Origin of the sequence: Brevundimonas sp. 'scallop', assembly GCF_011045535.1 — a bacterium.
Classification (GTDB): domain Bacteria; phylum Pseudomonadota; class Alphaproteobacteria; order Caulobacterales; family Caulobacteraceae; genus Brevundimonas; species Brevundimonas vesicularis.
The window spans coordinates 386,285-412,315 of the sequence record NZ_CP039382.1; the positions used below are offsets into that span (position 1 = coordinate 386,285).

Annotated in this window: 25 protein-coding genes; 10 read left to right on the forward strand and 15 right to left on the reverse strand. The window is 67.8% G+C overall.

The window, feature by feature from the left end:
- The first annotated feature begins 339 nt into the window (after positions 1-339).
- On the forward strand, positions 340-5,196 hold the full coding sequence (locus E4341_RS01905) for an NAD-glutamate dehydrogenase (RefSeq protein WP_165114752.1): 4,857 nt from the start codon (positions 340-342) through the stop codon (positions 5,194-5,196).
- A 73-nt stretch (positions 5,197-5,269) separates the two neighbouring features.
- Positions 5,270-5,737 carry a universal stress protein gene (locus E4341_RS01910; RefSeq protein WP_039246719.1) on the forward strand — a complete coding sequence of 156 codons (468 nt, stop codon included), beginning with the start codon at positions 5,270-5,272 and terminating at the stop codon, positions 5,735-5,737.
- On the opposite strand, the gene E4341_RS01915 is transcribed toward E4341_RS01910, so the two are convergent.
- Positions 5,734-6,201, reverse strand: a complete 468-nt coding sequence (locus E4341_RS01915; protein ID WP_165114754.1) for a MarR family winged helix-turn-helix transcriptional regulator — start codon at positions 6,199-6,201, stop codon at positions 5,734-5,736. The two genes, E4341_RS01910 and E4341_RS01915, sit on opposite strands and share 4 nt — an antisense overlap.
- A gap of 125 nt (positions 6,202-6,326) precedes the next feature.
- Here E4341_RS01915 and E4341_RS01920 point away from each other — a divergent pair, with 125 nt between their 5' ends.
- Positions 6,327-6,746: an organic hydroperoxide resistance protein gene (locus tag E4341_RS01920; protein ID WP_320442876.1), complete on the forward strand. Its 420-nt coding sequence runs from the start codon at positions 6,327-6,329 to the stop codon at positions 6,744-6,746.
- On the opposite strand, the gene E4341_RS01925 is transcribed toward E4341_RS01920, so the two are convergent.
- Together E4341_RS01925 and timA are read right to left on the reverse strand one after the other, a co-directional pair.
- On the reverse strand, positions 6,743-7,867 hold the full coding sequence (locus E4341_RS01925; RefSeq protein ID WP_165114756.1) for an MltA domain-containing protein: 1,125 nt from the start codon (positions 7,865-7,867) through the stop codon (positions 6,743-6,745). The two genes, E4341_RS01920 and E4341_RS01925, sit on opposite strands and share 4 nt — an antisense overlap.
- Positions 7,867-8,505, reverse strand: a complete 639-nt coding sequence (gene timA, locus E4341_RS01930) for a TIM44-related membrane protein TimA (protein ID WP_165118487.1) — start codon at positions 8,503-8,505, stop codon at positions 7,867-7,869. Before timA ends, E4341_RS01925 begins: the two co-directional genes overlap by 1 nt.
- 198 nt (positions 8,506-8,703) lie before the next feature.
- On the opposite strand from timA, the gene secB reads away from it, so the two are divergent.
- Both secB and E4341_RS01940 read left to right on the forward strand, forming a co-directional pair.
- Entirely contained in the window at positions 8,704-9,216 is a 513-nt protein-coding gene (gene secB / locus E4341_RS01935) for a protein-export chaperone SecB (RefSeq protein WP_017505358.1), read from the forward strand.
- A 9-nt stretch (positions 9,217-9,225) separates the two neighbouring features.
- Complete coding sequence (locus tag E4341_RS01940) at positions 9,226-10,173, forward strand: DMT family transporter (RefSeq protein ID WP_165114758.1); 948 nt, start codon at positions 9,226-9,228, stop codon at positions 10,171-10,173.
- A gap of 4 nt (positions 10,174-10,177) precedes the next feature.
- On the opposite strand, the gene dut is transcribed toward E4341_RS01940, so the two are convergent.
- Together dut and coaBC are read right to left on the reverse strand one after the other, a co-directional pair.
- Positions 10,178-10,633, reverse strand: a complete 456-nt coding sequence (dut, locus tag E4341_RS01945) for a dUTP diphosphatase (RefSeq protein ID WP_165114760.1) — start codon at positions 10,631-10,633, stop codon at positions 10,178-10,180.
- Positions 10,630-11,859 carry a bifunctional phosphopantothenoylcysteine decarboxylase/phosphopantothenate--cysteine ligase CoaBC gene (coaBC, locus tag E4341_RS01950; protein ID WP_165114762.1) on the reverse strand — a complete coding sequence of 410 codons (1,230 nt, stop codon included), beginning with the start codon at positions 11,857-11,859 and terminating at the stop codon, positions 10,630-10,632. The genes dut and coaBC overlap by 4 nt, the downstream gene beginning before the upstream one ends.
- Before the next feature lie 102 nt (positions 11,860-11,961).
- Between coaBC and E4341_RS01955 the strand changes: the two genes are divergently transcribed.
- Both E4341_RS01955 and E4341_RS01960 read left to right on the forward strand, forming a co-directional pair.
- Positions 11,962-12,471: an S-type pyocin family protein gene (locus tag E4341_RS01955; protein WP_165114764.1), complete on the forward strand. Its 510-nt coding sequence runs from the start codon at positions 11,962-11,964 to the stop codon at positions 12,469-12,471.
- A gap of 36 nt (positions 12,472-12,507) precedes the next feature.
- The gene (locus E4341_RS01960) at positions 12,508-13,377 is read left to right on the forward strand and encodes a haloacid dehalogenase-like hydrolase (RefSeq protein ID WP_165114766.1); all 870 of its coding nucleotides are present in this window, start codon (positions 12,508-12,510) and stop codon (positions 13,375-13,377) included.
- A 9-nt stretch (positions 13,378-13,386) separates the two neighbouring features.
- On the opposite strand, the gene E4341_RS01965 is transcribed toward E4341_RS01960, so the two are convergent.
- Genes E4341_RS01965 through sdhC form a run of 7 tightly spaced genes read right to left on the reverse strand, consistent with a single transcriptional unit; the run spans position 13,387 to position 18,400 of the window.
- Positions 13,387-13,749: a PilZ domain-containing protein gene (locus E4341_RS01965; protein ID WP_240893599.1), complete on the reverse strand. Its 363-nt coding sequence runs from the start codon at positions 13,747-13,749 to the stop codon at positions 13,387-13,389.
- A gap of 9 nt (positions 13,750-13,758) precedes the next feature.
- Positions 13,759-14,571 (reverse strand): kinase, encoded by an 813-nt coding sequence (locus E4341_RS01970; RefSeq protein ID WP_205751336.1) that lies wholly within the window; start codon positions 14,569-14,571, stop codon positions 13,759-13,761.
- Between the two features lies 1 nt (position 14,572).
- Positions 14,573-14,893 carry a 2Fe-2S iron-sulfur cluster-binding protein gene (locus tag E4341_RS01975; RefSeq protein ID WP_039246732.1) on the reverse strand — a complete coding sequence of 107 codons (321 nt, stop codon included), beginning with the start codon at positions 14,891-14,893 and terminating at the stop codon, positions 14,573-14,575.
- A gap of 53 nt (positions 14,894-14,946) precedes the next feature.
- Positions 14,947-15,741: a succinate dehydrogenase iron-sulfur subunit gene (locus E4341_RS01980; RefSeq protein WP_055755116.1), complete on the reverse strand. Its 795-nt coding sequence runs from the start codon at positions 15,739-15,741 to the stop codon at positions 14,947-14,949.
- A gap of 1 nt (position 15,742) precedes the next feature.
- A complete protein-coding gene (gene sdhA, locus E4341_RS01985; RefSeq protein ID WP_055809722.1) occupies positions 15,743-17,527 on the reverse strand; it encodes a succinate dehydrogenase flavoprotein subunit in 1,785 nt (594 codons plus the stop codon).
- A gap of 7 nt (positions 17,528-17,534) precedes the next feature.
- On the reverse strand, positions 17,535-17,939 hold the full coding sequence (sdhD, locus tag E4341_RS01990; RefSeq protein WP_091751999.1) for a succinate dehydrogenase, hydrophobic membrane anchor protein: 405 nt from the start codon (positions 17,937-17,939) through the stop codon (positions 17,535-17,537).
- Positions 17,936-18,400: a succinate dehydrogenase, cytochrome b556 subunit gene (gene sdhC / locus E4341_RS01995; protein WP_205751337.1), complete on the reverse strand. Its 465-nt coding sequence runs from the start codon at positions 18,398-18,400 to the stop codon at positions 17,936-17,938. The genes sdhD and sdhC overlap by 4 nt, the downstream gene beginning before the upstream one ends.
- Before the next feature lie 206 nt (positions 18,401-18,606).
- Between sdhC and E4341_RS02000 the strand changes: the two genes are divergently transcribed.
- From E4341_RS02000 to alaS, 3 genes are all read left to right on the forward strand, one after another.
- Entirely contained in the window at positions 18,607-19,200 is a 594-nt protein-coding gene (locus E4341_RS02000) for a hypothetical protein (protein ID WP_165114768.1), read from the forward strand.
- A 52-nt stretch (positions 19,201-19,252) separates the two neighbouring features.
- Positions 19,253-20,113: a pirin family protein gene (locus E4341_RS02005; protein ID WP_165114770.1), complete on the forward strand. Its 861-nt coding sequence runs from the start codon at positions 19,253-19,255 to the stop codon at positions 20,111-20,113.
- A gap of 272 nt (positions 20,114-20,385) precedes the next feature.
- The gene (gene alaS / locus E4341_RS02010) at positions 20,386-23,031 is read left to right on the forward strand and encodes an alanine--tRNA ligase (RefSeq protein ID WP_165114772.1); all 2,646 of its coding nucleotides are present in this window, start codon (positions 20,386-20,388) and stop codon (positions 23,029-23,031) included.
- Positions 23,032-23,415: 384 nt separating this feature from the next.
- Here the strand turns inward: alaS and E4341_RS02015 are convergent, their stop codons facing one another.
- The 3 genes from E4341_RS02015 to E4341_RS02025 form a co-directional block, all read right to left on the reverse strand.
- Complete coding sequence (locus E4341_RS02015) at positions 23,416-23,970, reverse strand: DUF2939 domain-containing protein (RefSeq protein ID WP_165114774.1); 555 nt, start codon at positions 23,968-23,970, stop codon at positions 23,416-23,418.
- 50 nt (positions 23,971-24,020) lie between these two features.
- Positions 24,021-24,593 carry a DUF2939 domain-containing protein gene (locus tag E4341_RS02020; RefSeq protein WP_205751338.1) on the reverse strand — a complete coding sequence of 191 codons (573 nt, stop codon included), beginning with the start codon at positions 24,591-24,593 and terminating at the stop codon, positions 24,021-24,023.
- Positions 24,594-24,723: 130 nt separating this feature from the next.
- Positions 24,724-25,944 carry an NADP-dependent isocitrate dehydrogenase gene (locus E4341_RS02025; RefSeq protein WP_165114778.1) on the reverse strand — a complete coding sequence of 407 codons (1,221 nt, stop codon included), beginning with the start codon at positions 25,942-25,944 and terminating at the stop codon, positions 24,724-24,726.
- Between the last annotated feature and the right edge of the window lie 87 nt (positions 25,945-26,031).

The window sequence follows — 26,031 nt, forward strand, 5'->3', positions numbered from 1 at the left end:
TCGCGAAAGATTCCGGCCGATCCACTCTTGAACGGCGCAGGGGGCTTCCCATTTCCGATTTCGACGCTGCGGGACACTCCCCCTCCGAACCGCAGCGAAGCGAAGCCGGCGCCCTCCCCTCCCCTCCAGGCGCCGCTCGCGCAGGCCGCCGGACTCCCCCAGTCCGGCGGCTTTCTGCTTTGTGGCGCTGCACAATAATTCCAACCTGATCACTGATCATTACAATGAACGGTCGCCAGGGGCTTCCCGAGCGACCGGACCTGGCCTAGTCAGCGGGGGTGGCGCCCCGTCGCGCCGCATCCCTTGCGGCCCTGCCGCGTCGTTCGAGACTGCTCGTCCATGACCGCCCACGATCTGCGCCAACCCGTTCAGCCGATCACCAAGGCCGCGCTGGAGGCGGCCTTCGCCAAGATCGTGGGGACCGGGCCCGGCGCAGTCGAACAGACCTATCTGACCCAGGCGCACGAAGACTATTCCGCCGATGAGACGCCTGAGCTGAGCGGCGAGGATTTGGCTGCCCTGCTCGCCGCCTCCTGGACCGCCGCCAAGTCCTATCCGACCGACGCGGCCGCGCCCGCCATCACGGTCGGCCCGCTGCACGGCGCATCGGACAAGGTGCTGGATTACGATCTGGTGCGCATCGTCCAGTCCGACGCTCCCTTCCTGGTCGACAGCGTCATGGGCGCCCTGGCTGAGGCCGCCGTGTCCGTGCGCGCCCTGTTCCACCCGGTGGTCGAGCTGGACGGCCGCCGCCTGTCGATCATCATGCTGGTCATCGACAGCGTGCCTCAGGAGCGCCGCGACGCCTTGGGCGAAGGCCTGGCCCAGAGCCTGGCGGACGTTCACGCCGCCGTCGCCGATCACGACGCCATGACGTCTCTGATGCGCCAGGCCGTACAGCGTCTGGAAGAGACCCCGCCCCCGGTCGATCCCGCCGTTCTGGCCGAGAACATCGCCTTCCTGAAATGGCTGAAGAGCGACCATTTCGTCTTCCTGGGCGCGCGCGACTACGACTATCCGCTGAACGCCGACGGCGACTACGAGGCCGAGGCCCCGCTGGGCCTGTCCACCGACGGCCTGGGCATTCTGGCCGATCCCGAGCGCACGGTGCTGCGTCGCGCATCGGAACCCGCCGTCCTGACGCGCCAGATGCGCCGCCAGCTGGATCTGAGCGAACCGGTGACGGTGGCCAAGGCCAACGCCCGCTCGCGCGTCCACCGCCGCGCCTACATGGACTATGTCGGGGTCAAGCGTTACGGCCCGGACGGCAAGGCGACGGGCGAGACCCGTTTCGTCGGCCTGTTCACGTCGGAAGCCTACGACCAGCTTGCGACTGAAGTGCCGCTGTTGCGTCGCAAGGTGGCCAACGCCCTGGCCCGCGCCGACAAGGCGCCCGGCAGCCACAACGAAAAACGCCTCAAGAACATCCTTGAGAATTATCCGCGCGACGAGCTGTTCCAGGTCAGCGAGGACGAGCTGCTGTCCATCGCCCTGGGCATCCTTCACCTCTACGACCGGCCGCGCATCCGCCTGTTCTCGCGCCAGGATCCGTTCGACCGCTTCGTCTCGGTTCTGTGCTTCATCCCGCGCGAGAAGTTCGATTCCGCCGTGCGCGAACGCATCGGCCAGATCGTCGCCCGCGCCTGGGGCGGCCGCATCTCGGCATGGTATCCGCAACTGTCCGACGCGCCGCTGGTGCGCATCCACTACATCATCGGCGTGGAGCCCGGCGCCCACCCGATCCCGGATGCCGCCCAGCTGGAGGCCGACGTCGCCGAGGCCGGTCGCGGCTGGGTCGATCGTTTCGAAGGCGCTCTGCGTCGCTCGGGCGTCGAGGAAGTCGCCGTCGGGCCGCTGAGCGCCCAATGGGCCCGCGCCTTCGGCGCCGCCTATCGCGATCGCTATGACGCCGATGAGGCCGCGACCGACCTGCAATACGTAAACCGGCTGAACGAGACCGGTCTGCCCGGCGAGGGCAAGGCCGTCGCCGTGCGCGCCTTCCGCACGCCGGACGACAGCCGCCTGCAGTTCCGCTTCAAACTCTATCGTCGCGGCCCCGCCGTTCCCCTGTCCGACGTCCTGCCGATCCTGGCCGACATGGGCCTGAAGACGCTGGAGGAATACGGCTATCCGATCCGTCCGATGGGCGAGGAGGAGATTCACGTCCACGAGTTCCTGATGGAGGATCCGCGCGGCGAAGCGCTGGTCTTCGATGACGTGAAGGGGCCTTTCGAGGACGCCTTCGCCGCCGTCTGGACCGGCCGCAACGAAAGCGACGGCTTCAACCGCCTGGTGATCGAACTGGGCGTGGAATGGCGCGACGCCGCCCTGATCCGCACCCTGGCCCACTATCGCCAGCAGACGGGTCTCGACCCCTCCCAAACGGTGCAGGAAGAGGCCCTGCGCGAATATCCCGACGTGGCGCGCGCCCTGCTGTCGCTGTTCAAGGCCAAGTTCGCGCCCGAAGGGGGCTCGGCTGACGACCGCGCGCCGGCTGTCGCCGAGCTGGACGCTAAGATCGTCACCCTGTTGCAGGACGTGAAGAGCCTCGATCACGACCGGGCCCTGCGCCGCATCGCCGCCCTGATCGGCGCGATCAAGCGCACCAACTATTTCCAGCTGGACGCCGACGGTCAGCCCAAGCCGCACATCTCGATCAAGATCGCCTCGCGCGAGCTGGACGATCTGCCCCTGCCCAAACCCTATCGTGAGATTTTCGTCTGGGCGCCGCACGTCGAGGGCGTGCACCTGCGCTTTGGTCCCGTCGCGCGCGGCGGTCTGCGCTGGTCGGACCGTCGCGACGACTTCCGCACCGAGGTCCTGGGCCTCGTCAAGGCGCAGCAGGTGAAGAACGCGGTCATTGTGCCGGTCGGCTCCAAGGGCGGCTTCTATCCCAAGCAACTGCCCCGCACGACGGACCGCGAGGCCATCCAGGGCGAGGCCATCCGCGCCTATCGCACCTTCCTGTCCGGCCTTCTGGACATCACCGACAATATCGCCGCCGATGGTTCGGTGACCCATCCGGCCAATGTCATCGCCTGGGAGGGCCACGACCCCTATCTGGTCGTGGCCGCCGACAAGGGCACGGCGACCTTCTCCGACATCGCCAACGGCGTCTCGGCCTCCTACGGCTTCTGGCTGGGCGACGCCTTCGCCTCGGGCGGCTCCATCGGCTATGATCACAAGGCCATGGGCATCACGGCGCGCGGCGCATGGGAGGCGGTCATGCGCCACTTCCGCGAGATGGGCAAGGACATCCAGACCCAGCTCTTCACCATGGTCGGCGTCGGCGACATGTCCGGTGACGTCTTCGGCAACGGCGTCCTCCTGTCCAAGGCCACGCGTCTGGTCGCCGCCTTCGATCACCGAGACATCTTCATTGATCCGAACCCGGATCATGTGACCAGCTGGACCGAACGCAAGCGTCTGTTCGACCTGCCGCGCTCGTCCTGGCAGGACTATGACAAGGCGCTGATCTCGGAGGGCGGCGGCGTCTTCTCGCGCTCGGCCAAGTCGATCCAGCTGACGCCGCAGATTAAGGCGGCCCTGGACATCGCCGAGGACGAACTGGACCCCGTCAGCTTGATCCGCGCCATCCTGAAGGCGCCGGTCGAACTGCTCTATCTGGGCGGCATCGGCACCTATGTGAAATCGGCGGCCGAAACCGACGCCCAGGTCGGGGACAAGGGCACCGACGCCCTGCGCATCAACGCCGACGAACTGCGGGTCAAGGTGGTGGGCGAGGGCGCAAACCTCGGCTTCACCCAGGCGGGACGCATCGCCTTCGGTCAGGCCGGCGGCCGCATCAACACCGACGCCATCGACAACTCCGCCGGCGTCGACACCTCCGACCACGAGGTCAACATCAAGATCCTGGTCGGCTCGGCCGTGACCAACGGCGTCCTGCCGGCCGAGGAGCGCACGCCGCTACTGGCCTCCATGACCGACGAGGTCGGCCTCAAGGTGCTGGCTCACAACTACGACCAGACCCTGGCCCTAACCCTGCAACAGGCCGAAGGCGTCGGCGCCCTGAACGCCCAGCAGCGGTTCATGCAGAGCCTGTCGGCGCGTGGAAAGCTGGACCGCAAGGTCGAGGGCCTGCCCAGCGACGCCCGCGTCAAGGAGCTGATGACGGCGGGCATTCCGCTGGCCCGGCCGGAGCTGGCCGTCCTGATGGCCTACGCCAAGCTGGAGCTGTCGGACGATATCGTCGCCTCTCAGGCGCCCGAGGATCCCTTCTTCGAACAGATCCTGGTCCGCTACTTCCCAGAGGCCCTGGCCCGGTTCGAGCCGGAGATGAAGAGCCACCGTCTGCGGCGCGAGATCATCGCCACCGTCATGGCCAACGAAGTCGTCAACATGTGCGGCCCGACCTTCCCCGACCGCCTGCGCGGCTCGGCGGAATGCGACACCACCGCCCTGATCATCGCCTTCGAGGCGGCCCGCCGCGTCTTCCGTCTGGACGAAGCCTGGGACGCCGTTTCGGCCCTGGACCTGAAGATCTCGGCCGAGGCCCAGATCGCCCTTTATCAGGAGATCGCCGTCGTCCTGCGTCGTCAGACCTTCTGGCTGGCCAGCCGCGCCAAGGGCGGTCTGTCGGTTCAGGCCCTGATCGAGCGCTATCGTCCGATCGCCGACGCCTTGCAGGCCGAGGGCGCGCCGGTCCTGTCGCGCTTCGAACAGGGGCGCCTGGATGCGCGCGTCAAACGTTTCGCCGACCATGGCGCGCCTGAGGATCTGACCCGCAGCATCGCCATCATGCGCCCCCTCGTCGCCGCCTCCGACATCGGGGATCTGGCGCAGGAAGCGAACTGGCCTGTCGCAGCCATGGCGCGCCTGTATCACCAGGTCGGGGCCGCCTTCGACTTCGACCGTCTGCGCGCCGCCGCCGGCTCCATTCCGTCTGCGGATCATTTCGATCGTCTCGCCGTCCGTCGTCTGATCGAGGACCTGATGAACGAGCAGGCGGCCCTGACCCGCGCCGTCGCCCGCGCCTCCGATCCGTCGGTTGGCGTCAGCGAGGACGCGGCGGAGGCCGCCGTGGACGCCTGGATCGGCTCCAAACAGGCGACGGTCGAGGGCGTGCGCGCCTCGGTGGACGAGATCGAACAGTCCGGCTCGGGCTGGACCTTCGCCAAACTGACGATCGCCAACGCGACGATCCGCGATCTGGCGACGGCGGCCGTGAATGGCTGAGCAGCGGGTCTTCGCTTGACGAAGCCGTCGTCGCACGGCCTCTTCAACCGCTGATCAGGCTGGGGAGGCCGCAATGCCGAGAAAGTTCCTCGTCGTCGTCGACGACAGTCCGGAGTTCGAGGCCGCCCTGCGGTTCGCCTCGCGCCGGGCGAAATCGACGGGCGGGCGCGTGGTCATGCTGCGCGTCCTGCCGACCGACAGCGACGCCCACTGGTCGGGCGTGCGCGAGGAAATCGAACGCCAGCAGCGCCAGGAGGCGGAAATCCTGCTCAACCGCCTGGGCGAGGAGGCGCAGACCCGCTCCGGCGCTGCGCCGGTCTTCCTGATTGAAAAGGGCGAGGCCCAGGCCGCAATCAAGAAGGTCGTCGCCGCCGACCCTGAGATCAAGATCCTGGTCCTGGCCGCCGGAACCAGCTCGCGCGGCCCCGGCCCGCTGGTCTCGGCCATCATCAAACAGGGTGCGCAGATCGGCGGCCGCAAACTGCCCGTCACCATCGTCCCCGGCGAACTGACCGAAGACGAGATCGAAGACCTGGCCTAGCTCTCGGCCGGCGGCTGGGCGGCACGCAGCTTGTCGCGCAGCGCCCCCAGGCCTTGGCGCAGGTCGGTCAGGGCCTCGGGCGTCATCTCGGTGGCGTCCAATACCGATTGCGGCAGGCAGGCGGCCTCGACAGCCAACGCCCGTCCTGCCTCGGTCAGGCTGACGCGCACCACCCGCTCATCCGCCTTGTCGCGGGCGCGCGTCACCAGCCCGGCCGCCTCCAGTCGTTTGATCAGAGGGGTCAGGGTATTGGATTCGAGAAACAGCTGCTCACCCAGCCGGCCGACCGTCTGTTCGTCCTCACGCCAGAGCAGGGCCATGGCCAGGAACTGCGGATAGGTCAGGCCCATCCGGTCCAGCAGCGGCTTGTAGAACCGGTTGAACGCCAGGTTCGCCGAATAGGCGGCGAAACACAGCATGTCATCGACGGGCATGGCGGCGGGGGAGGGGGCGGGTGAGGTCATAGGCAAATAATAATCGCACGCGATACAATCGCAAGCTTGACGCCTCTGACACGACGCACTAAATAGCGTTAAGCGATTAAATCGCGCGCGATATTTATGACCTCCCGGAGCTGATCCCCATGTCCATCAACACCCTGTACCGCACCACCGCCGTCGCCACGGGCGGCCGCGACGGCCGCGCCGCCACCACCGACGGCGCTCTGGATGTCGCCCTGGGCACGCCCAAGGAGCTGGGCGGCGCCGGCGTCGGCAACAACCCCGAACAGCTGTTCGCGGCCGGCTATGCGGCCTGCTTCCTCGGCGCCATGAAGTTCGTCGCCTCTCAGGGCGGTCACGCCAAGGTGCCTGCCGACGCCGCCGTCAACGCCACGGTCGGCATCGGTCCGCGCAGCGACAAGGGCTTCGGCCTTGAGGTGGCGCTTGAGGTCAGCCTGCCGGGCGTCGATCGCGCCGAGGCCGAAGCCCTGGTCGCGGAGGCGGATACGGTCTGCCCCTATTCTCACGCCACGCGGGGCAATATCGCGGTGACCCTGACCGTCGCCTAACTCCTCGGGACCAGGCGCCACATCCGCAAGGGGTGGCGCACGGTCCCGGCCTCGGCCCCCGCGCGGTCGCCGCGACCCATATAGAGGTCGGCGCGCACCGGTCCGCGAATGGCCGATCCCGTGTCCAGCGCCATGGCCAGACCGCGATAGCTGGCCGTGGCGCCGCGCAGATTGCCCCCGTCGGCCTCCAGCCAGACCAGTTCGCCATAACGCCAGTGGGCCGGGTCGACCGCGATGGCCCGCCGCTCGGTCAGGGGCACGCCCGCCGCCCCCGCCGGGTGGCCGTCATCGTCCGGGTCCAGCCGGAAGAAGATGTAGCGTGGGTTCAGCACCATGACCGCCTGCGCCTCATAGCCCCGGTGGCTGGCCAGCCAGTCCCGGATCGCATCGCCGGAGGTGCCGTTCTGCGGCAACAATCCCTGCTGCGCCATCGGTCGGGCGATGCCCACGAACGGCTTGCCGTTGTCGGCGGCATAGGCGGCGCGGCCGCGCGTGCCGTCCTCGAACGTCAGATAGCCCGACCCCTGGATCTGCAGAAAGAACAGGTCCTCGGCCCGCATCCAGGCCAGGGCCTGCTCGGGCCGAGCGGCGGATTCGATATAGGCCCGGTCGCCGGCCGCGCGTGGATTGGCGGGCTTGGGCAGGACGGGGGCCGAGAACTCGGCGTCCGGTCGTCGCCGCGCCGGATATTCGGGCGCGAAATAGGAGGTCAGCAGGCCCGGTCGCCCGTCCGGCGTCTGAGCCGGGATCGCGCTGAAGCTGGCCTCGAAGAAGGCGCGCGCCTGCGACGCCGTGATCGTCATCGTCGTCGCCATGGCCTTGGCGCGTCCGCAGACCCGGCGTGCGGCCTCGTCACGCGCCGCGCCGCACCCGTCCACATAGGCCCGGAAGGCGGCCAGATGGTCCTCCTGGCTCCAGCCCGGCAGCACGGCGGGGCTCAGGGCGTCGGACGGCGCGGGAAGCGGGGTCGGATTGGGCGAGGGCGTATAGGGAACCGGCCCCGTCTGCGGCCCTGTCGTCCCCGTCGCGCCCGTCGGCGTCATCGGCCCGGTCGAACAGGCCGCGACAGCCAAGGCGGCCGTCAGCGTCGCCAGCGCGCCCGACCGGCCGCGAACCGCCATCAGGCGTTGGCCGGCTCGACGCGCGCCAGGACCCAGTTCGGGTCCGTCGCGCCCAGGGTGCGTTCGAAGGTCCAATGCTCGGCCGTGCGGCGTTCCTCGACCAGCGGCTCGCCCGTCGTCGCGTCCGCCGTTTCGCCAGAAGCCTTGGTCACCCGACTGCGCAGTTCGGCCAGGAAGCGCACCTTGGCCACGGCCTTGTCGCCCTCGGCGACCGCGCCTTCCAGATCGGCCCGGGGCGGATACAGGAACTCGACCGTCTCGGTCTCGCCACGCGTCTCGCGCGCCGCGATGCCGGCCTCGAACGAGGCGAAGACGTTCGGCTTCAGCAACGGCTTCAGTGCGGCCCGGTCGCCGGCGGCGTAGCCGCGAACGATGGTCTCATAGGCCTGACGCGCGCCGTCCAGGAAACGGGCCGGGTCGAACGCCGGATCGCGCGCCTTCAGGCTGGCGATGGAGGCCAGGGTCGCCGGGTCGATCGCCGCGACCTTGGGCGTCTCGGCCTGGGCCGGGCCGGGCGGCGCGATCTTGGCGTCTTCCTGCGGCTGACGGCCCACCCGCTTGCCCAGCACATTGTAGAGCTGGAACAGCACAAAGGCTGCGATAAAGGCGAAGACGACGACCTGGAACTGAACCGGCATGTTCAAGAGGAGATTCCTGTAGCGAACGACGGGTGCGCCAAACACTTAGTCTGGCGTGATTACGGGCTCATATAGGGTGAGGCAAGGCGAAGCGCGCCCCCAATCGCGCGCGCGACGTTGCGGCCAAGCGTCCCGGCATGGTAGTCGCGGCGCCTCATTCCGGCCTCATCGGCCCCAAACTGCGCCAAAGACCGTTTCATGACCGACGCCGCTCCTCCCGCCGAACAGCCCCAGCAAGGCGACGCCCAGCAGGGCCAGCCCGCCGGTCCCGGCTTCCGCATCCTGGCGCAATACGTTCGCGACTTCTCGTTCGAGAACCCGCGCGCCCCGGAATCCCTGCGCATCGACGGCAAGCCCGCGATCGACCTCGGCGTCGAAATGGCCGCCCAGGGCCGCCCCGACGGCCTGTTCGAACTGGATCTGAAGCTGTCGATCAAGGCGACGCACGAGAACCAGCCCGTCTTCCACGTCGAACTGGTCTATGGCGGCCTGTTCCAGCTGGCCAATGTTCAGGAGCAGGACATCGAGCCGCTGCTGCTGATCGAATGCCCGCGCTACCTGTTCCCGTTCGCGCGCGAGATCATCTCGGGCGCCACGGCCGACGGCGGCTTCTATCCCCCGTTCCAGCTGGACCCGATCGACTTCGCCGCCATCTACATCGCGCGCCAGCAACAGATCGCCCAGCAGCCGGTCGAAACCGGCCAGGCCTAAGCGCACGACATGGTCGCCGCCGCGCGGCCTTCGCCTGATCCATCGAAAGCCGCGGGCGAGGACGTCGTCCGCGGCATTCTTCTGCGCATCGCCGCCGCGGGCTGTTTTTCGATCATGACGGCGACGTTGAAGCTGGCGTCGCAGGACGGCGTCGCGGCGCCGGAAATGCTGTTCTATCGCGCCTTCTTCGGCCTGCCGGTGGTGTTGGCTTGGGTGCTGACCCAGCCGGGCGGCCTCTCGGCCCTGTCGACGCGCCGCCCCCTGGCCCATCTGGGACGCAGCGCCCTGGGCGTTGCGGCCATTCTGTGCCTGTTCCAGACGCTGACGCTGCTGCCTCTCGCCGACGCGACGACCCTCAGCTTCACCGCTCCGATCTTCGCCACCATCCTGTCCTTCTTCGTGCTGAAGGAGGCGGTCGGCCCGCGCCGCTGGGCCGCCGTCGCCGTCGGCTTCATCGGCGTGATCGTGGTCATGCGGCCGGGCGTCGGCCATTCGGTGCCGCTGGCGGGCGTGGCCTTCGCCCTGATCGGGGCGGTGCTGACGGCCGGCGTGACCATTACCCTGCGCCAGCTGCGCGACACCGAACACGTCGCCGCCATCGTCTTCTGGTTCTTCGTCGCCTGCTCGGTCGTGGGGGCGATCCTGCTCCCCTTCGTCGGCCATTGGCACGCGCTCGGCACACTTGGCCTGCTGGTCGGATCGGGCGTCGCCGGCGGCCTGGCGCAGCTGTTCATGACCGCCTCGCTACAAAAGGCCCCGGTCGCCGTGGTCGCGCCCTTCGATTATCTCCAGATCGTCGGCGCCATCGTCTTCGGCTGGTGGCTGATGTCCACCACCCCGACCCTCAGCACCTTGGCCGGCGCCGCCCTGATCGCCAGCAGCGGTCTCTACACCGCCTGGCGCGAACATATCCGCCGCAAGGCCAGCCTCATCCAGCCGACCGCGCCGCTGGTTTAGGGCGTCAGCGCCCCGTCGATCCGAAACCGCCGGTGCCGCGTGCGGTCTCGTCCAGCGTTTCGACCTCGGTCCAGTCCGCGCGCTCATGCCGGGCGATCACCAGCTGGGCGATGCGTTCGCCGCGGCGGATGACGAAGGGCTCGGCGCCGATGTTGGCCAGGATCACACCGCACTCCCCGCGGTAGTCGCTGTCGATGGTGCCGGGAGCATTCGGGCAGATGATGCCGTGTTTCAAAGCTAGGCCCGAGCGCGCCCGCACCTGAGCCTCATAGCCCAGCGGCAGGGCGATCTTCAGCCCTGTCGGCACCAGGGCCCGCTGACCCGGCGCCAGGGTCATCGGCTGATCCTCTGGCACGGCGGCGCGCAGGTCCATGCCCGCCGAACCGGCCGTCTCATAGGCGGGGAGGGGAAGGCCTTCGGAATGCGGCAGGCGCAGGATCTGGATCGGGGTCTCAGTCATTCGGGGGCTTTGAAATGATCGGCGATGCGGGCGGCGACGGCCCGGGCGATGGCGGTCTTGGACTGGCGCGGCCAAGTTTCGGTCCGATCGGCGGTGACCAGCAGCACGGCGTTGCCGTCCGATCCGAACACGTCGTCGGACACGTCGTTGCCCAAAATCCAGTCGCAGCCCTTGCGCGACAGCTTGGCGCGCGCATTGGCCTCCAGATCCGTCGTCTCGGCGGCGAAGCCGATGACCAGGTCCGGGCGGTTCGGACCGGGCGCGGCGACGCCGGCCAATATGTCGGGGTTTTCGATCAGAGCCAGGGTCGGCGGGCCGCCGGGTCCCTTCTTTATCTTGCCGCCGGCGATGGTGTCCACGCGCCAGTCGGCGACGGCGGCCGACAGCACGGCGATGTCGGCGGGAAGGGCGCTCTGCGTCGCCGCCTGCATCTCCAGCGCGCTCTCGACATCGATCCGCGTCACACCGGTCGGCGCCGGCAGCGCCGTCGGCCCCGACACCAACGTCACCTCGGCCCCCAGTTCGGCCAGGGCGGCGGCGATGGCGTAGCCCTGTTTGCCGCTGGAGCGGTTGGTCAGGCCCCGCACCGGGTCGATCGGTTCGAACGTCGGCCCGGCCGTGACCACGGCCTTGCGTCCGTTGAGCGGTCGTCCGGCCGCGCCGGCCAGCAGGCCCGCAATGGCCTCCAGGATCGCGGCGGGCTCCGCCATCCGACCCGGCCCGTATTCGCCGCAGGCCATCTCTCCGTCATCCGGCCCCACCACCGCCACGCCGTGGAAGCCCGGAAAGGCCTTCAACCGTTCCATATTGGCCTGGACCGCCGGATGCTCCCACATCCGCACATTCATCGCCGGCGCCAACAGCACCCGCTTGTCCGTGGCGATCAGGGTGGTCGAGGCCAGGTCGTCGGCCAGCCCGTTCGCCGCCTTGGCGATCAGCCCCGCCGTCGCCGGCGCCACCACCACCAGATCGGCCCAGCGCGACAGTTCGATATGGCCCATGCTGGTCTCGTCGTCCGGGTGGAACAGGCCCGACCGCACCGGATGACCGCTCAGCGCCGCCAGCGACAGGGGCGTCGCGAACTCGGCCCCGGATTCGGTCAGGATGACCCGCGTCCGCCCGCCCGCCTTGGCGATCAGCCGCACCAGCTCCAGCGCCTTATAGGCCGCGATGCCGCCGCCCACGATCAGCAGGATCTTGCGGTTCGAAAGGAGGCGATTGTCCATGCCCACGGTCTAGCCGCCGCGCGTGACGCCGTCGAGACGAGAACATTGCACGAACAATAAAGTTGTGCTTTCGTCGCGTCCAGCGGGTATCTGGAGGGAAGAATGAGAATGCTGACTAGGGGAGGGGCCGCGCTGGTTCTGTGCGGTCTGCTGGCGCTTGCCGGCTGCGACAACAGCTCGGCGGTCGAGACGCGGGATCGTACGGCCGAAGCGGCGCCAAAGGCAGGTCTTGTGTCCGAAACGATCGAGACGACCACGACGCAAGAGATCAAGCCGGGCCTGACGGTGACCCGCACCGAGACCATCGACGCCAAGACGGCCCGTCTGTTCGCGCGCAACGGCGCGGACTTCGACGCCCGAACGCCCCAGGACTATATCGCCAAGGTGAAGGCCTTCACCGCCAGTCCGCCCGCCGACGCCGAAACCGTCAAACGGCCCAATGGCGACACCCTGATCTATCAGGCCTCGACGAACACCTTCGCCGTCGTGGCCCGCAACGGCTCGCCGCGCACCATGTTCAAGCCGACGACGGGCGCCGACTACTGGGCCGAGCAGAAGGCGGCGGCGCCCACCTTCGGCCAGCGGCGCCAATCGACGGGCGCGGCGGGCTGATATAGAGGGCGGGCTTCCACTAAGGATCTCGCCCCCATGTCCGATACGGCCGAACCCAAGACCCCGCTGCTGAAGACCGCCCTGATCTATGATTTCGACGGCACCCTGGCGCGCGGCAATATGCAGGAGGTGTCCTTCATCCCCTCCGTCGGCATGGGCATCGGCGCCTTCTGGGAAGAGGCCGAGCGCCTGACCAAGGACGCCGACGGCGACGGCATCCTGATGTACATGCAGCTGATGCTGCACCACGCGCGCCAGAACGGCGCCCCGGTGACGCGCGAAACCCTGCGCCAGCACGGCGAGGCCGTGGCCCTGTTCGAGGGTCTGAAGGACCTCAGCTGGTTCGACCGGATGAACGCCTTCGGCGCCAAATACGGCTTGGAGATCGAACACTACATCATCTCCGCCGGTCTGGAGGAGATGATCGACGGCACCCCGATCCGCCCCGCCCTGAACCACGTCTTCGCCTCCCACTATGTCTATGACGACAAGGGCGAGGCGGCCTGGCCGGCGGTCGGCGTCAACTACACCACCAAGACCCAGTATCTGTTCCGCATCAACAAGGGCGTGAAGAACCACTGGGAGCACGAGCGCATCAACCACTTCATCCCCGACGACGAGCGCGCCGTGCCCTTCGACCGGATGATCTTCATCGGCGACGGCGACACCGACGTGCCGACCATGAAGATGATGCACACCAAGGGCGGCTTCTCGATCGCCGTCTATGATCCGCGCTCGAACGAGCGGGATCAGAAGAAGGTCTATTCCCTGATCTCGGAGGACCGGGTGAACTTCGTCGCCGCCGCCGACTATCGTGAGGGCTCGGCCTTGGACCTGATCGTCAAGGGGCTGGTGGGCCGCATCGCCATCAACGCCGGCTCCATGCCCGCCGATACGACGGACTAACCGGGCCGGTCAGCGCCCGCCGGCCCTCAACCAGGCGTCGCGCGCGGGGATCAGCCTCGCCGGCGCCAGGCCTCTCAGCGATTTGGCCCCGGTCTGCCTCAGCCCGGCCTCCTGCCCACGCTGCCAGACGACGGTGGCGGGATAGGCGACGCCCGCAGCCACATCGACCACGACCACCTCGCGCGGCAAGGCCCCGCCCCGGTCCAGCCGCAGCTTCATCCCCGCGTCCGACAGATCGACGATCAGACACGCCATCTCCAGGCCGGGCGCGCAGATGACGCCGCGTACATTGGCGGGTCGGCGCGCGCCCATGCGGCGGTCGGGCTCGACGGCGGGCTTGGATCCAAACAGGCTCATGGTCCGATAACGCACAGATGCGGCTCAGGCGCCAAGCCCGCCTTCAAGGCTGCGAACCCCGCGTTTCCGGTCCAGAGCGACGATCAGGTCCGCCTCCACGCCGCCCGTCATCATATGACGGCTCAGGCGCTCATAATGCTGGATGAAGACCGCCAGGGCCGCGCGTCGCTCGAGCGATACGGCGTCCTGCCCCATCAATCCCGCCTCCTGCTCGCATCGCCAGTCCAGCACGACATCAAACCCCGGCGCCTTGAGAAAGATTAGGGCGTCCAGCCGCCTGCGCAGGCGGGCATAGGGCTGACCCAGCGCATCATTGACCGCCCTGCGCCATTCGCCCCCGACATCCTTCTGGGCTTCTAGGGCGTTGATCGGTGCAACCAGGTCCGCCTCGGCCTGCGGCGTCGCGCCTAGGCACCATCCCTCCAGAACGATGACCCGCGGCCGACCCTTCACGACAGGCCAGTCCGCCTCGGCCGCCCGGTCGTCGGCCAGCTTGTCGAAACGCGGCAGAGGCGTCAGATCGTCCGGCGCCGCCGCCTGCAACCGATCCAGCAGACGGTTCAGAAGGCCCAGGTCATGCGTCCCCGGCGGCCCGCGCGTGGCGAACAGCGGATGCACCCGCGCCGCCATGGCCGCCCGCTCCGCCTTCGTCAGATAGACGTCGTCCAGAGACAGGCTCGCCCCGCCGAACCGCTCGGCGACGGCTTTGGCCAGGGTCGATTTTCCCGAACCCTGCGATCCCGCGATCCCCAGGATCGGCGGACCGTCCTCGCCCATCGCTTCGGTGCGCTGGTCGATCCATCGGCCGATCCTGTCGATCAGCCGCGCGTCGATCATTTCAGTGCTGGTTTTCCGGCAACCGCACGATCAGGCCGTTCAGCGCGTCCGACACCCGGATCTGGCACGACAGGCGGCTGTTCGGCTCGACCTCTTCGGCGAAGTCCAACATCGACTCCTCCATGGCGCTGGGTTTGCCCGTCGCCTCGCGCCAGGCTTCGTCGACATAGACATGGCAGGTGGCGCAGGCGCAGGCGCCGCCGCAATCCGCATCGATCCCCGGCACATTGTTCCGGATCGCGCCTTCCATGACGCTCAGCCCCGGCTTCACGTCGACGACGTGCTCGGTTCCGTCATGCTCGATATAGGTGATGCTGGCCATGCGCCGCTCTTAAAGGAGGCGGCGCCGGAGGCAAGGCCCCCGGCGCCGGATACTCAGGCCGCCTTCTTGCGGCTCGGCGCGACCATCAGCTTCTTGGTCTCGGCGATGGCCTTGGCCGGGTTCAGACCCTTGGGGCAGACCTGGGCGCAGTTCATGATCGTGTGGCAGCGATACAGTTTGAACGGATCTTCCAGGTCGTCCAGGCGCTTCTGGGTCGCGTCGTCGCGGCTGTCGGAAATCCAGCGATAGGATTGCAGCAGCGCCGCCGGGCCCAGGTACTCTTCCTGGTTCCACCAGTAGCTGGGGCACGAGGTCGAGCAGCAGGCGCACAGGATGCACTCGTACAGGCCGTCCAGCTTCTCGCGCTCGGCCGGGGTCTGCAGACGTTCCTTCTCGGGGTCCGGCTCGTCCGATTGCAGATACGGCTGGATCGAGTCGTACTGGGCGTAGAACAGGCTCAGGTCCGTCACCAGGTCCTTGACCACCGGCTGGTGGGGCAGGGGGGAGATGGTGATGTTGTTGGACGCGCATTCGTCCCAGCCCTTGGTGCAGGCCAGGGCGTTGCGCCCGTCGATGTTCATCGAGCACGAGCCGCAGATGCCCTCGCGGCAAGAGCGCCGGAACGACAGGGTCGGATCGATGGTGTTCTTGATGTGGATCAGGGCGTCCAGCAGCATCGGGCCGTGGTCGCCGGTCGGCACCTCATAGGTGTCCCAGCGCGGATCGGCGTCGGTCTCCGGATCGTAGCGATAGACCTTGTAGGTCTTCACGTCCTTGGAGCCCGGCGCGGCCTTGTGGACCTTGCCGGTCGTCGGCTTGGAGCCTCTGGGGAGAGTAAGCTGGACCATCTTAGTAAACCCGCGCCTTCGGTTCGATATACGCGATGTCGTCGGACATGGTGTAGTTGTGGACCGGACGATAATCGATCTGGACCTGCTCGCCCGGACGCTTCCACGCCAGGGTGTGCTTCATCCAGTTGACGTCGTCGCGATCGGGATAGTCTTCGCGGGCGTGGGCGCCGCGCGATTCCGTGCGGTTCAGACCGCCCTCGATCGTCACCATCGCCTGGGCGATCAGGTTGTCGTACTCCAGCGTCTCGACCAGGTCCGTATTCCAGATCAGGCCGCGATCGGTGGTCTTGATGTCGGCGCCGGCCGCCTCGATGGCGCGCAGCTTGTCGGTGCCCTGCTGCAGGGTTTCGCCGGTGCGGAACACCGCCGCATCGGCCTGCATCGCGCGCTGCATCGACAGGCGCAGCTCGGCGGTCGGGGTCGAGCCGTCGGCGTAGCGGAAGCGGTCCAGGCGGGCCAGGTGCTGGTCGGTCTGGCTCTTGGAGGCCGACGGCACGGCCGAGGCCTTATCGACGACTTCACCGCAGCGCAGGCCGACGGCGCGGCCGAACACCACCAGGTCGGTCAGGGAGTTGGAGCCCAGGCGGTTGGCGCCGTGCACCGAAACGCACGCCGCCTCGCCCACGGCCATCAGGCCGGGAACCACGCTGTCGGGGTTGCCGTCGCGCAGCGTCAGGACTTCGCCGTGATAGTTCGTGGGGATGCCGCCCATGTTATAGTGCACGGTCGGCAGGACCGGGATCGGCTCCTTGGTCACATCCACGCCGGCGAAGATCTTGGCGCTTTCGGAAATGCCGGGCAGGCGCTGGTGCAGGATCTTCGGATCCAGGTGATCCAGGTGCAGGAAGATGTGGTCCTTGTTCGGACCCACGCCACGGCCTTCACGGATTTCGATGGTCATGGAGCGCGAGACCATGTCGCGCGGCGCCAGGTCCTTCACGGTCGGCGCATAGCGCTCCATGAAGCGCTCGCCTTCCGAGTTGGTCAGATAGCCGCCCTCGCCGCGTGCGCCCTCGGTGATCAGGCAGCCGGCGCCATAGATGCCGGTCGGGTGGAACTGGACGAACTCCATGTCCTGCAGAGGCAGGCCGGCGCGCAGCACCATGGCGTTGCCGTCGCCGGTGCAGGTGTGGGCCGAGGTCGCCGAGAAGTAGGCGCGTCCGTATCCGCCGGTGGCCAGAACCACCATCTTGGCGCGGAACTGGTGAAGCTGACCGTTGTCGAGCTGCAGCGCCGTCACGCCGGTGCAGGCGCCGTCCTGCATGATCAGGTCCAGCGCGAAATATTCGACGAAGAACTTCACTTCGCGGCGCACCGACTGGCCGTACAGGGTGTGCAGGATGGCGTGGCCGGTGCGGTCGGCGGCCGCGCAGGTGCGCTGCACCGGGCCCTCGCCGAAGTTGCGGGTCATGCCGCCGAAGGCGCGCTGATAGATCTTGCCTTCTTCGGTGCGCGAGAAGGGCACGCCCCAGTGTTCCAGCTCATAAACGGCCTTGGGCGCGTTACGGACCAGATATTCGATCGAGTCCTGGTCGCCCAGCCAGTCCGACCCCTTGACGGTGTCGTACATGTGCCATTGCCAGCTGTCCTCGCCCATGTTGCCGAGCGAGGCCGAGATGCCGCCCTGGGCCGCGACGGTGTGCGAGCGGGTGGGGAAGACCTTGGTCACGCAGGCGACCTTCAGGCCCTGCTGGGCGGCGCCGAGCGCGGCGCGAAGGCCCGAGCCCCCGGCGCCGACGACGACGACGTCGTATTCGTGATCGATCAATTCGTAAGCGGCCATCAGTGAATCAGGCTCCGAAACCAGCGGGCAGCGGCGCCGAACCCAGCGCCAGCCGCACGATGAAGAAGACGCTGGCGGCGGCCAGCACCAGGAAGACGACGTTCAGCAGCAGGACCAGAAGGCCGCGCGTTCCGACGCTGGGCACGTAATCTTCCAGAATGACTTTCCAAGCCAGGCTGACGTAGCCGAAGAAGATCACTGCGGTGATCGCCATCAGGGCGGCGTTCAGCGGATTGGCAAACCAGGCCATCGCCGCGTCATAGCCGGCGCCCGCCAGGGTGAAGCCGGTCGAGGCGACCCACAGGCCCAGCGGCAGCAGGGCCACCAGCAGGATACGCTCGATCAGCCATTCGCCGGCGCCGTGACGCTCGGAAACCTTGACGTTGTTCTTGAACTTTGCGGCGCCGCTCACAGCGAAACCCTCCCCGTGGCGAACAGCACGACCCAGAACAGCACGGCCAGCGGGATCGGCCCCCACACCGCAATGTTCGACAGGGCGGTCGCGGACTTCACCGTCAGTCCGTTGCCGGTGTCGTTATAGGTGTGGCGCGCGCCGTTCAGGATGAAGGAGAATAGCACGATCGTCAGACCGAAGAAGACCAGCAGGCCCAGCGGCGATCCGGCCAGATCGATCGCGCTTTGGAACGCCTCGGGCCCGAACGCCAGCGCGCCCAGCCAGGCCAGGACGAACAGCACGCCGACCGTGGCGGCGATGATCGTCGCGCGGAACAGGATGGAGGCCGTCATGGTGACGTGCCAGCGCCACACGCCCATGTGGGGCGACAGCGGCGCGATATGTCCGTTCGGTTGAGTGACGAAGCGACCCGTCCGGTCGCTTGAGGCGCCACCCGGCGTCGGGCTGGGCTGGTTCATGCGAATGGTTCTCAAAAGCGAATGAATTCAATCGCCGTGTGCGGTTGCGAAGGCTTTTGTGACCCTGTGGGGCCGGTGTCAACGCACAGACCCCCAGATCGACGGATTGTGCGGTTTACGTCGGTTCCATCACGACGGATCACGTTTGCGTTCAGCGCTCGTTCGACAGCTAGGCGACGCGCCCGGCGATTTGGCAGGGTGGGGTCATGTTGCTGCTCGCCCTGATGTCCGCCGTCGCCCTGGAGCCCGCCATCCAGACGACCGGTCTTCTGGACGCGACGCCGGAAACCTATCGCGCGCCGGCCGTCCGCCCCTATCAGCCGCCGTCCCGTTTCGGGCGCGAAACGGCCGAGGGGGACGCCGCGACCGACCTGCATCGCCGCCCCCTGACGGCTCCGGTCGCGGTCGACGACTACGCCGGCGACTATGAGTTCAGCCCCTCCGACAGCCAGACAACCTATGATCAGGGCGTGGCCCAGGCCGCGATCGACGCCGAAGCCGCAATGGGCCCGCTGGACGGCCGCTGGCGCATCGCCCAGCCGGACGGAAAACCCTTGCTGTCGCTGTCCCTGACCGACCGGGGCGATGGCCGTCGGGTCGAAGGCGCCTGGCGACGTCTGGATGCGCCGGCCGGGGTCGACCAAATGGGCTTCGCAGGCCCGGTCTCGACCCAGGGCGAGGTCGTCATCATTCCCCTGTCGGAGGGCGAACTGCGTCTGCATGCGGCGTTGACTGGCTGGGCCGGCGAATGGATCCACGACGGCCGCGCCCGTCCCGTCACGGCGACCCGTTCAGGCTGATCTCGCCGCCCGTGATCTCGCCAGCGCCGATCCGCCACCCTATATGTAGCGAATGACCCAGCCTCGTTCCGTTCTTCGCCTGCACCCTGCCCATCGCGACGACATTGGCGACCTGACCACCCGCCGCCCAGTGCCCGGTCCCGGCGTGGACCAGATCGATCCCTTCCTGTTTCTGAACCACCACGGGCCTCAGACCTATGCGCCGGGCAACGCTGGCCTGCCGTTCGGTCCGCACCCGCACCGGGGCTTCGAGACCGTCACCTTCATTCTGGACGGCGAGCTGGCTCACAACGATTCCGGCGGCGGCGAGAGCATCATCAAGGCGGGCGGCATCCAGTGGATGACCGCCGGGTCGGGCCTGATCCACGCCGAACTGTCCCCGGCCGCCTTCAAGCGCGACGGCGGGCCGATGGAGATTCTGCAGCTGTGGGTCAACCTGCCGTCGCGGCTGAAGATGACCAAGCCGGACTATGTGGGCCTGCAGAAATCCGACATCCCGACCTTCACGACCGAGGCCGGCGTCACGGTCGAGCCCGTCTCCGGCGACTGGCTGGGCGTCAAGGCGCCGATCCAGTCCCTGATCGACATCCATCTGGCGGTCGTGCGTCTGCCCGCCTGCGCGACGTTCGAGACGCCCGTCGCCCCCGCCCGCAACGTCTTCCTCTATGGCGTCAAGGGCGAGATCGCCGTCGCCGGAACGCCGGTGCCGCAATGGAACCTCGCCGCCCTGACCGATGGCGACGCGGTCCAGATCACGGCGACCACCGACGCCGTCGTCCTTCTGGGCCACGCCAATCCCATCGGCGAGCCGGTCTTCAGCCACGGCCCTTTCGTCATGAACACCCGCGACGAGATCATCCAGGCGATCCAGGACTACCAGTCCGGCAAGTTCGGCCCGCCGCCGAGGGTGTGAAGCGGGCGCTTTCGTCTCCTCCCTGCTTTGCGGGGAGGTGGCGCGGCGCTCCTTCAGCGCCGTGACGGAGGGGCTCTTCGGAGCGTCACCGATCCAAGGGACGTGAGGCGGCGCAACCCCTCCACCGCTCCGCGGTCCCCCTCCCCGCAAAGCAGGGAGGAGACATCGTCTTCTCTGGGGCGCGCGCCTCCCCCCGCGCAGATGATGCGCTCCCCGCCAAAACCCTATATGACGCCGGTTCCTAGCGACCGCCCCAGCCGAAGACACGACGAATGCCCAGCCTGAACGAGATCCGCGCCACCTACCTCGACTATTTCGCGGCGGACGGCCACGCCAAGGTCCATTCGGCCCCGCTGGTGCCGCAGAACGATCCGAGCCTGCTCTTCGTCAATGCAGGCATGGTGCCGTTCAAGGACTATTTCACCGGCGCCGCCAAGCCGCCCTATCCGCGCGCGACCAGCTCGCAGAAATGCGTCCGCGCCGGGGGCAAGCACAACGACCTGGACAACGTCGGCTATACCGCCCGCCACCTGACCTTCTTCGAGATGCTGGGCAACTTCTCCTTCGGCGACTACTTCAAGGAACACGCCATCGAGAAGGCGTGGAACCTGGTCACCCAGGACTTCGACCTGGACCCCAAACGCCTGCTGGTCACCGTCTATATCGATGACGACGAGGCCGCCGCGATCTGGAAAAAGGTCACCGGCTTCTCCGACGACAAGATCATTCGCATCGCCGGCTCGGACAACTTCTGGGCCATGGGCGACTCGGGTCCGTGCGGCCCATGCACCGAAATCTTCTGGGATCACGGCGACAAGATCGCCGGCGGCCCTCCCGGTTCGCCGGATGAGGACGGCGATCGCTACGTCGAGATCTGGAACAACGTCTTCATGCAGTATGAGAAGGAGAACGATCAGATCGTTCGCAACCTTCCCAAGCCCAGCGTGGACACCGGCATGGGTCTGGAGCGGATGACCACCGTGCTCCAGGGCGTGCATTCGGTCTTCGAAACCGACCTGTTCAAGACCCTGATCGCCGCGTCTGAAGACGCCACCTCGACCAAGGCGGACGGCGATCAGGCCGCCAGCCACCGCGTCATCGCCGACCACCTGCGCTCGTCGTCCTTCCTGATCGCCGACGGCGTCACCCCGTCGAACGAAGGCCGGGGCTATGTGCTGCGCCGCATCATGCGCCGCGCCATGCGCCACGCCCACCTGCTGGGCGCCGCCGATCCGCTGATGCACCGTCTGGTCCCGACCCTGGTGGCCCAGATGGGCGACGCCTATCCCGAACTGGCCCGCGCCCAGCCCTTCATCGAGGACACGCTGAAGCAGGAAGAGGTCCGCTTCCGCACCACGCTCGGCCGCGGCATGGCCCTGTTTGACACGGCGGTTCAGGGCTTCCGTCCCGGCGACATGCTGGACGGCCAGACGGCCTTCACCCTGTCCGACACCTACGGCTTCCCGCTGGACCTGACCCAGGATGAGGCCCGTCGTCGCGGCTTCTCGGTCAATGTCGACGGCTTCGAGGCCGCCATGGCTGAGCAGCGCCAGCGGTCGCGCGAGAACTGGAAGGGCTCGGGCCAGACCGCCAACACCAACGAATGGCTGGCGATCCGCGACCGGATGGGGCCGACCGTCTTCACCGGCTATGACAATATCGAAGGCTCGGGCGAGGTCCTGGCCCTGATGAACGCCGGCGCGCCGGTCGAAACGGCCGAGGCCGGCGACATCGTCGAAGTATTGTTCGACACCACCCCATTCTACGCCGAAAGCGGTGGCCAGGCCGGCGACCACGGAACCCTGGAATGGCCGGGTGGCGAGGCCGAGGTCATCGATGTGCGCAAACACGCCGGCGACCTGCATGTCCTGGTGGCCCAGGTCACGGCCGGCAAGCTGGAGATCGGAACCCGCGCCGCCCAGCTGGTGGACGCTGAAAAGCGCCGCACCAGCCGCGCCAACCACTCCGCCGCCCACCTGCTGCATACGGCGCTGAAGAATGTGCTCGGCCCCGCAGTCGCCCAGAAGGGTCAACTTGTCGACGCCGAGCGCGCCCGTTTCGACTTCAGCCACGGCGCCCCGCTCACCGAGGCCGAACTGTCCGCCATCGAGACCGAGGTCAATGCCGTCATCCGCCAGAACGTCCCGGCGGAAACCAAACTGATGGCGCCGCAGGAGGCGATCGAGGCCGGCGCCATCGCCCTGTTCGGCGAGAAATACGGCGACGAGGTCCGCGTCCTGACGCTGGGTCGCTCGCTGGTCAGCGACAACGCCCCCTATTCGGTCGAACTGTGCGGCGGCACCCACGTCGCCCGCACCGGCGACATCGCCCTGTTCAAGATCGTTCAGGAAACCGGCGTCGCCGCCGGCGTGCGCCGCATCGAGGCCCTGACCGGCGAGGCCGCGCGGCAGTATCTGCTGGCCCAGGCTGGCGTCGCCCGTTCGCTGGCCCAAAGCTTCAAGGTCCAGACCGCCGACGTCCCCGCCCGCGTCGACAGCCTGACCGCCTCGGTCAAGTCGCTGGAGAAACAGGTCGCCGAGCTGAAGAAACAGCTGGCCCTGGGCGGCGGCTCGGGCGCCGCGTCCGCGCCTGAGGAGATCAACGGCGTCAAGCTGATGGCCCGCGTGCTGGACGGCGTGGACGGCAAGGGTCTGCGCGGCGTCGCCGAGGACTTCAGAAAGCAGGTCGGAACCGGCGTCGTCGCCCTGATCGGCGTCACCGAGGGCAAGGCGGCGGTCACCGTCGCCGTGACCTCGGATCTGATCGACCGCGTCAACGCCGCCGACCTGGCTCGCGCCGCCGTCATCGCCATGGGCGGCCAAGGCGCCGGCGGCAAACCCGACTTCGCCCAGGGCGGCGCCCCCGACGGCTCCAAGGCCGAAGACGGGCTAGCGGCGGTTCGCGCGGCGCTGGCGTAAAAATACAATGACCTTCTCCCGTTGGGAGAAGGTGGCCCAAAGGGCCGGATGAGGGTCGGCCGGCGGACCATGTCGCACCAGCCGACCCTCACCCTTTCGCGCAAGTACGATCGCTGCGCGCTCGTGCGCTCAAGCCCTCTCCCAAAGGGAGAGGGTAATCCATCGCAATTGCGAACCTGACAGCCTTGCTATTCAACGGCTTAGCCGGCCGAAGCGTCCGCTTCCTGAGCATGCCGCAGAGACGGCCTATACTCTCCGCTCACCACAGGGGAGGCCGCGCACCCAAGGCAAAGTGCACCAATTGCACCCAATTTTTGATCGACGGCCCGCCGTCCAATCAGACGAATTAGACACTTTAGACGGTGTTTTTGTCCCCACACCGTCTCAACCCATCGGGTCGGGCGTCAGGTCCACCCCGGCCAGCTTCCAGGTAAACGGCGTCCGGCGTTCCATGATCAGCACCAGCGCATCGTCCGGCCGATCGTCGCGCGTCAGGGTGACGGCGAAGGTGTTGAGGCCGCGATAGGCCCAGGACTGCCGGATCTTGTCCTTGTCGACGGCCGGCGTGTCGTCGGCGGGCACGGGCCGCTCCGGCTCGGGCGTCTCGCCGGAGCGGACCATGGCGGCGATGCCTTGCGGCGTGACGAAGTTGTCGACCGCCCCCTCGACCAGCGACGGGGCCAGCAGCATGCCCAGCGCCGCCAGGCCGGTGTCCCCCTTGGTCCGATTGCGGATTTCCAGGGCCGCGCGCGCGTTCAGCTCGCTCTTCAGGCTGGTGCGGAACGCCGGGAAGTCCACCTGCCGCTCCAGCCCGGCCGCATCCCCGGTCCGCGCGGCCCGCACCAGCGCCTGGGCGGCGATGAAGGGCGAAACGAACAGGGCGACGACCACGCCGATGACGACGGCGAGCAGGGCTCCGGTGATGATCTTGCGGCTCATGTCGTCTCCTTGGAACGCCAACGCGGGCTGGGCGGCGTCGGTTGCCGGGTTTATCGCGGGGTGACGGTGACGGCCGGCGCCGTCCCGTCGGGCAGGCCGATGTGAACCAGCTTCCACTCGAACGGCCCGCGCCGCTCGAAGGTGAACAGGGTGCGCGACCCGCCCTGATCCGTCACCGCCATGCGCGCCCGGTTGACGCTCCAGTAGGCGGGGCTGGGCCAGGGCTTGCGGCTGCGTTCCGAGGCCGGCGCCACGCCCGCCGACGTGCGCTGGCTGGCGTATCGGCCCTCGCCCTTCAGCAGAGCGTTGAGGGCGGCGGGCGTCAGATAGGCGTCCACGTCCGGCTGGCGCAGGATCGGGTTCTGCTGGATCTGACGCCGGAAGGCGCCGATGGGGTCTTCCAGGAAGGACGGCGCGGGCGCCATCGCCTCGGGCCGTCCCGCCAGCTGCGGCCGCAACGACTGGCGCACGGCGTTGAAGTCGATCAGCCGCGCCAGCCCCGCCACGTCGTTCGCCTCGGCCGCCGACCGAATGGCGAAGAAGGCCACTGCGGGCGCCGCGAAGAAGGACAGCACCGCCACGACCACCGCCGCCAGCACCAGGTTTCCGAACAGCCGCTTCACGAACGCATCCTCATTACCGCCGATCATGCACGCCCCGGCCGATCACACAACGAAAAGCCCCGCCGGATCGCTCCGACGGGGCTGGTATTCTTGCGTTTCTCCCCAGCGCAGCGGGGGAGGAACGTCGTCCTCAGCCCACGTCGGGCAGAGCGGTCTTCAGGTTCTCGGCGACCTTGTCGAGGAAGCCTTCGGTGGTCAGCCAGCCCTGCTGATCGCCGACCAGCAGCGCCAGGTCCTTGGTCATGAAGCCGGCCTCGACGGTGTTTACGACCACCTTCTCAAGGGTGTCGGCGAACTGGTCCAGAGCGGCGTTGCCGTCCAGCTTGGCGCGGTGCTTGAAGCCGCGCGTCCAGGCGAAGATCGAGGCGATCGAGTTGGTCGAGGTGGCCTCGCCCTTCTGATGCTGGCGATAGTGGCGGGTCACGGTGCCGTGAGCGGCTTCCGTCTCCAGCACCTTGCCGTCCGGCGTCATCAGGACCGAGGTCATCAGGCCCAGCGAGCCGAAGCCCTGCGCCACGACGTCGGACTGCACGTCGCCGTCATAGTTCTTGCACGCCCAGACGAAGCCGCCGGACCACTTCATCGCGGCCGCGACCATATCGTCGATCAGGCGGTGCTCATAGGTCAGACCGCGCGCCTTGAACTCGGCGGCGTAGTGTTCGTCGAACACTTCCTGGAACAGGTCCTTGAAGCGACCGTCATAGGCTTTCAGGATCGTGTTCTTGGTCGACAGATAGACCGGGTAGTTGCGCTGCAGGCCATAGGCGAAGCTGGCGTGGGCGAACTCGCGGATCGAGGCGTCCTGGTTGTACATGGCCATGGCCACGCCGGCGCCCGGGGCCTTATAGACCTCGTGCTCGATCACTTCGCCGTCCTCGCCGACGAACTTGATCGTCAGGGTGCCGGGGCCGGGCATCAGGAAGTCGGTGGCCTTGTACTGGTCGCCGAAGGCGTGGCGGCCGACGACGATCGGCTGGGTCCAGCCGGGCACCAGGCGCGGCACGTTCGAGCAGATGATCGGCTCGCGGAAGACCACGCCGCCCAGGATGTTGCGGATGGTGCCGTTCGGCGACTTCCACATCTTCTTCAGGCCGAACTCCTGCACGCGGGCTTCGTCCGGAGTGATGGTGGCGCACTTCACGCCGACGCCGTGCTTCTGGATCGCGTGGGCCGCGTCGATCGTCACTTGGTCGTCGGTGGCGTCGCGGTGCTCCATGCCCAGGTCGTAGTAGTCCAGCTCGAGATCCAGGAACGGGAAGACCAGCTTGTCCTTGATCATCTGCCAGATGATGCGGGTCATTTCGTCGCCGTCGATGTCGACGATGGGGTTTTCGACCTTGATCTTGGCCATGCGTGCGGTCCGCCTGTGACTGTGGGGAAGGGAATGTCGTGGCGGCGGTATAGCGAGGCCGCGCGCCCGCGCAAACCCCGCCGCCCA

Coding starts and splice junctions, on each gene's coding strand:
- E4341_RS01905 (WP_165114752.1), top strand. CDS start 340: ATGACCGCCCACGATCTGCGCCAACCCGTTCAGCCGATCACCAAGGCC.
- E4341_RS01910 (WP_039246719.1), top strand. CDS start 5,270: ATGCCGAGAAAGTTCCTCGTCGTCGTCGACGACAGTCCGGAGTTCGAG.
- E4341_RS01915 (WP_165114754.1), bottom strand. CDS start 6,201: ATGACCTCACCCGCCCCCTCCCCCGCCGCCATGCCCGTCGATGACATG.
- E4341_RS01925 (WP_165114756.1), bottom strand. CDS start 7,867: ATGGCGGTTCGCGGCCGGTCGGGCGCGCTGGCGACGCTGACGGCCGCC.
- timA (WP_165118487.1), bottom strand. CDS start 8,505: ATGCCGGTTCAGTTCCAGGTCGTCGTCTTCGCCTTTATCGCAGCCTTT.
- secB (WP_017505358.1), top strand. CDS start 8,704: ATGACCGACGCCGCTCCTCCCGCCGAACAGCCCCAGCAAGGCGACGCC.
- E4341_RS01940 (WP_165114758.1), top strand. CDS start 9,226: ATGGTCGCCGCCGCGCGGCCTTCGCCTGATCCATCGAAAGCCGCGGGC.
- dut (WP_165114760.1), bottom strand. CDS start 10,633: ATGACTGAGACCCCGATCCAGATCCTGCGCCTGCCGCATTCCGAAGGC.
- coaBC (WP_165114762.1), bottom strand. CDS start 11,859: ATGGACAATCGCCTCCTTTCGAACCGCAAGATCCTGCTGATCGTGGGC.
- E4341_RS01955 (WP_165114764.1), top strand. CDS start 11,962: ATGAGAATGCTGACTAGGGGAGGGGCCGCGCTGGTTCTGTGCGGTCTG.
- E4341_RS01960 (WP_165114766.1), top strand. CDS start 12,508: ATGTCCGATACGGCCGAACCCAAGACCCCGCTGCTGAAGACCGCCCTG.
- E4341_RS01970 (WP_205751336.1), bottom strand. CDS start 14,571: ATGATCGACGCGCGGCTGATCGACAGGATCGGCCGATGGATCGACCAG.
- E4341_RS01975 (WP_039246732.1), bottom strand. CDS start 14,893: ATGGCCAGCATCACCTATATCGAGCATGACGGAACCGAGCACGTCGTC.
- E4341_RS01980 (WP_055755116.1), bottom strand. CDS start 15,741: ATGGTCCAGCTTACTCTCCCCAGAGGCTCCAAGCCGACGACCGGCAAG.
- sdhA (WP_055809722.1), bottom strand. CDS start 17,527: ATGGCCGCTTACGAATTGATCGATCACGAATACGACGTCGTCGTCGTC.
- sdhC (WP_205751337.1), bottom strand. CDS start 18,400: ATGAACCAGCCCAGCCCGACGCCGGGTGGCGCCTCAAGCGACCGGACG.
- E4341_RS02000 (WP_165114768.1), top strand. CDS start 18,607: ATGTTGCTGCTCGCCCTGATGTCCGCCGTCGCCCTGGAGCCCGCCATC.
- E4341_RS02005 (WP_165114770.1), top strand. CDS start 19,253: ATGACCCAGCCTCGTTCCGTTCTTCGCCTGCACCCTGCCCATCGCGAC.
- alaS (WP_165114772.1), top strand. CDS start 20,386: ATGCCCAGCCTGAACGAGATCCGCGCCACCTACCTCGACTATTTCGCG.
- E4341_RS02015 (WP_165114774.1), bottom strand. CDS start 23,970: ATGAGCCGCAAGATCATCACCGGAGCCCTGCTCGCCGTCGTCATCGGC.
- E4341_RS02025 (WP_165114778.1), bottom strand. CDS start 25,944: ATGGCCAAGATCAAGGTCGAAAACCCCATCGTCGACATCGACGGCGAC.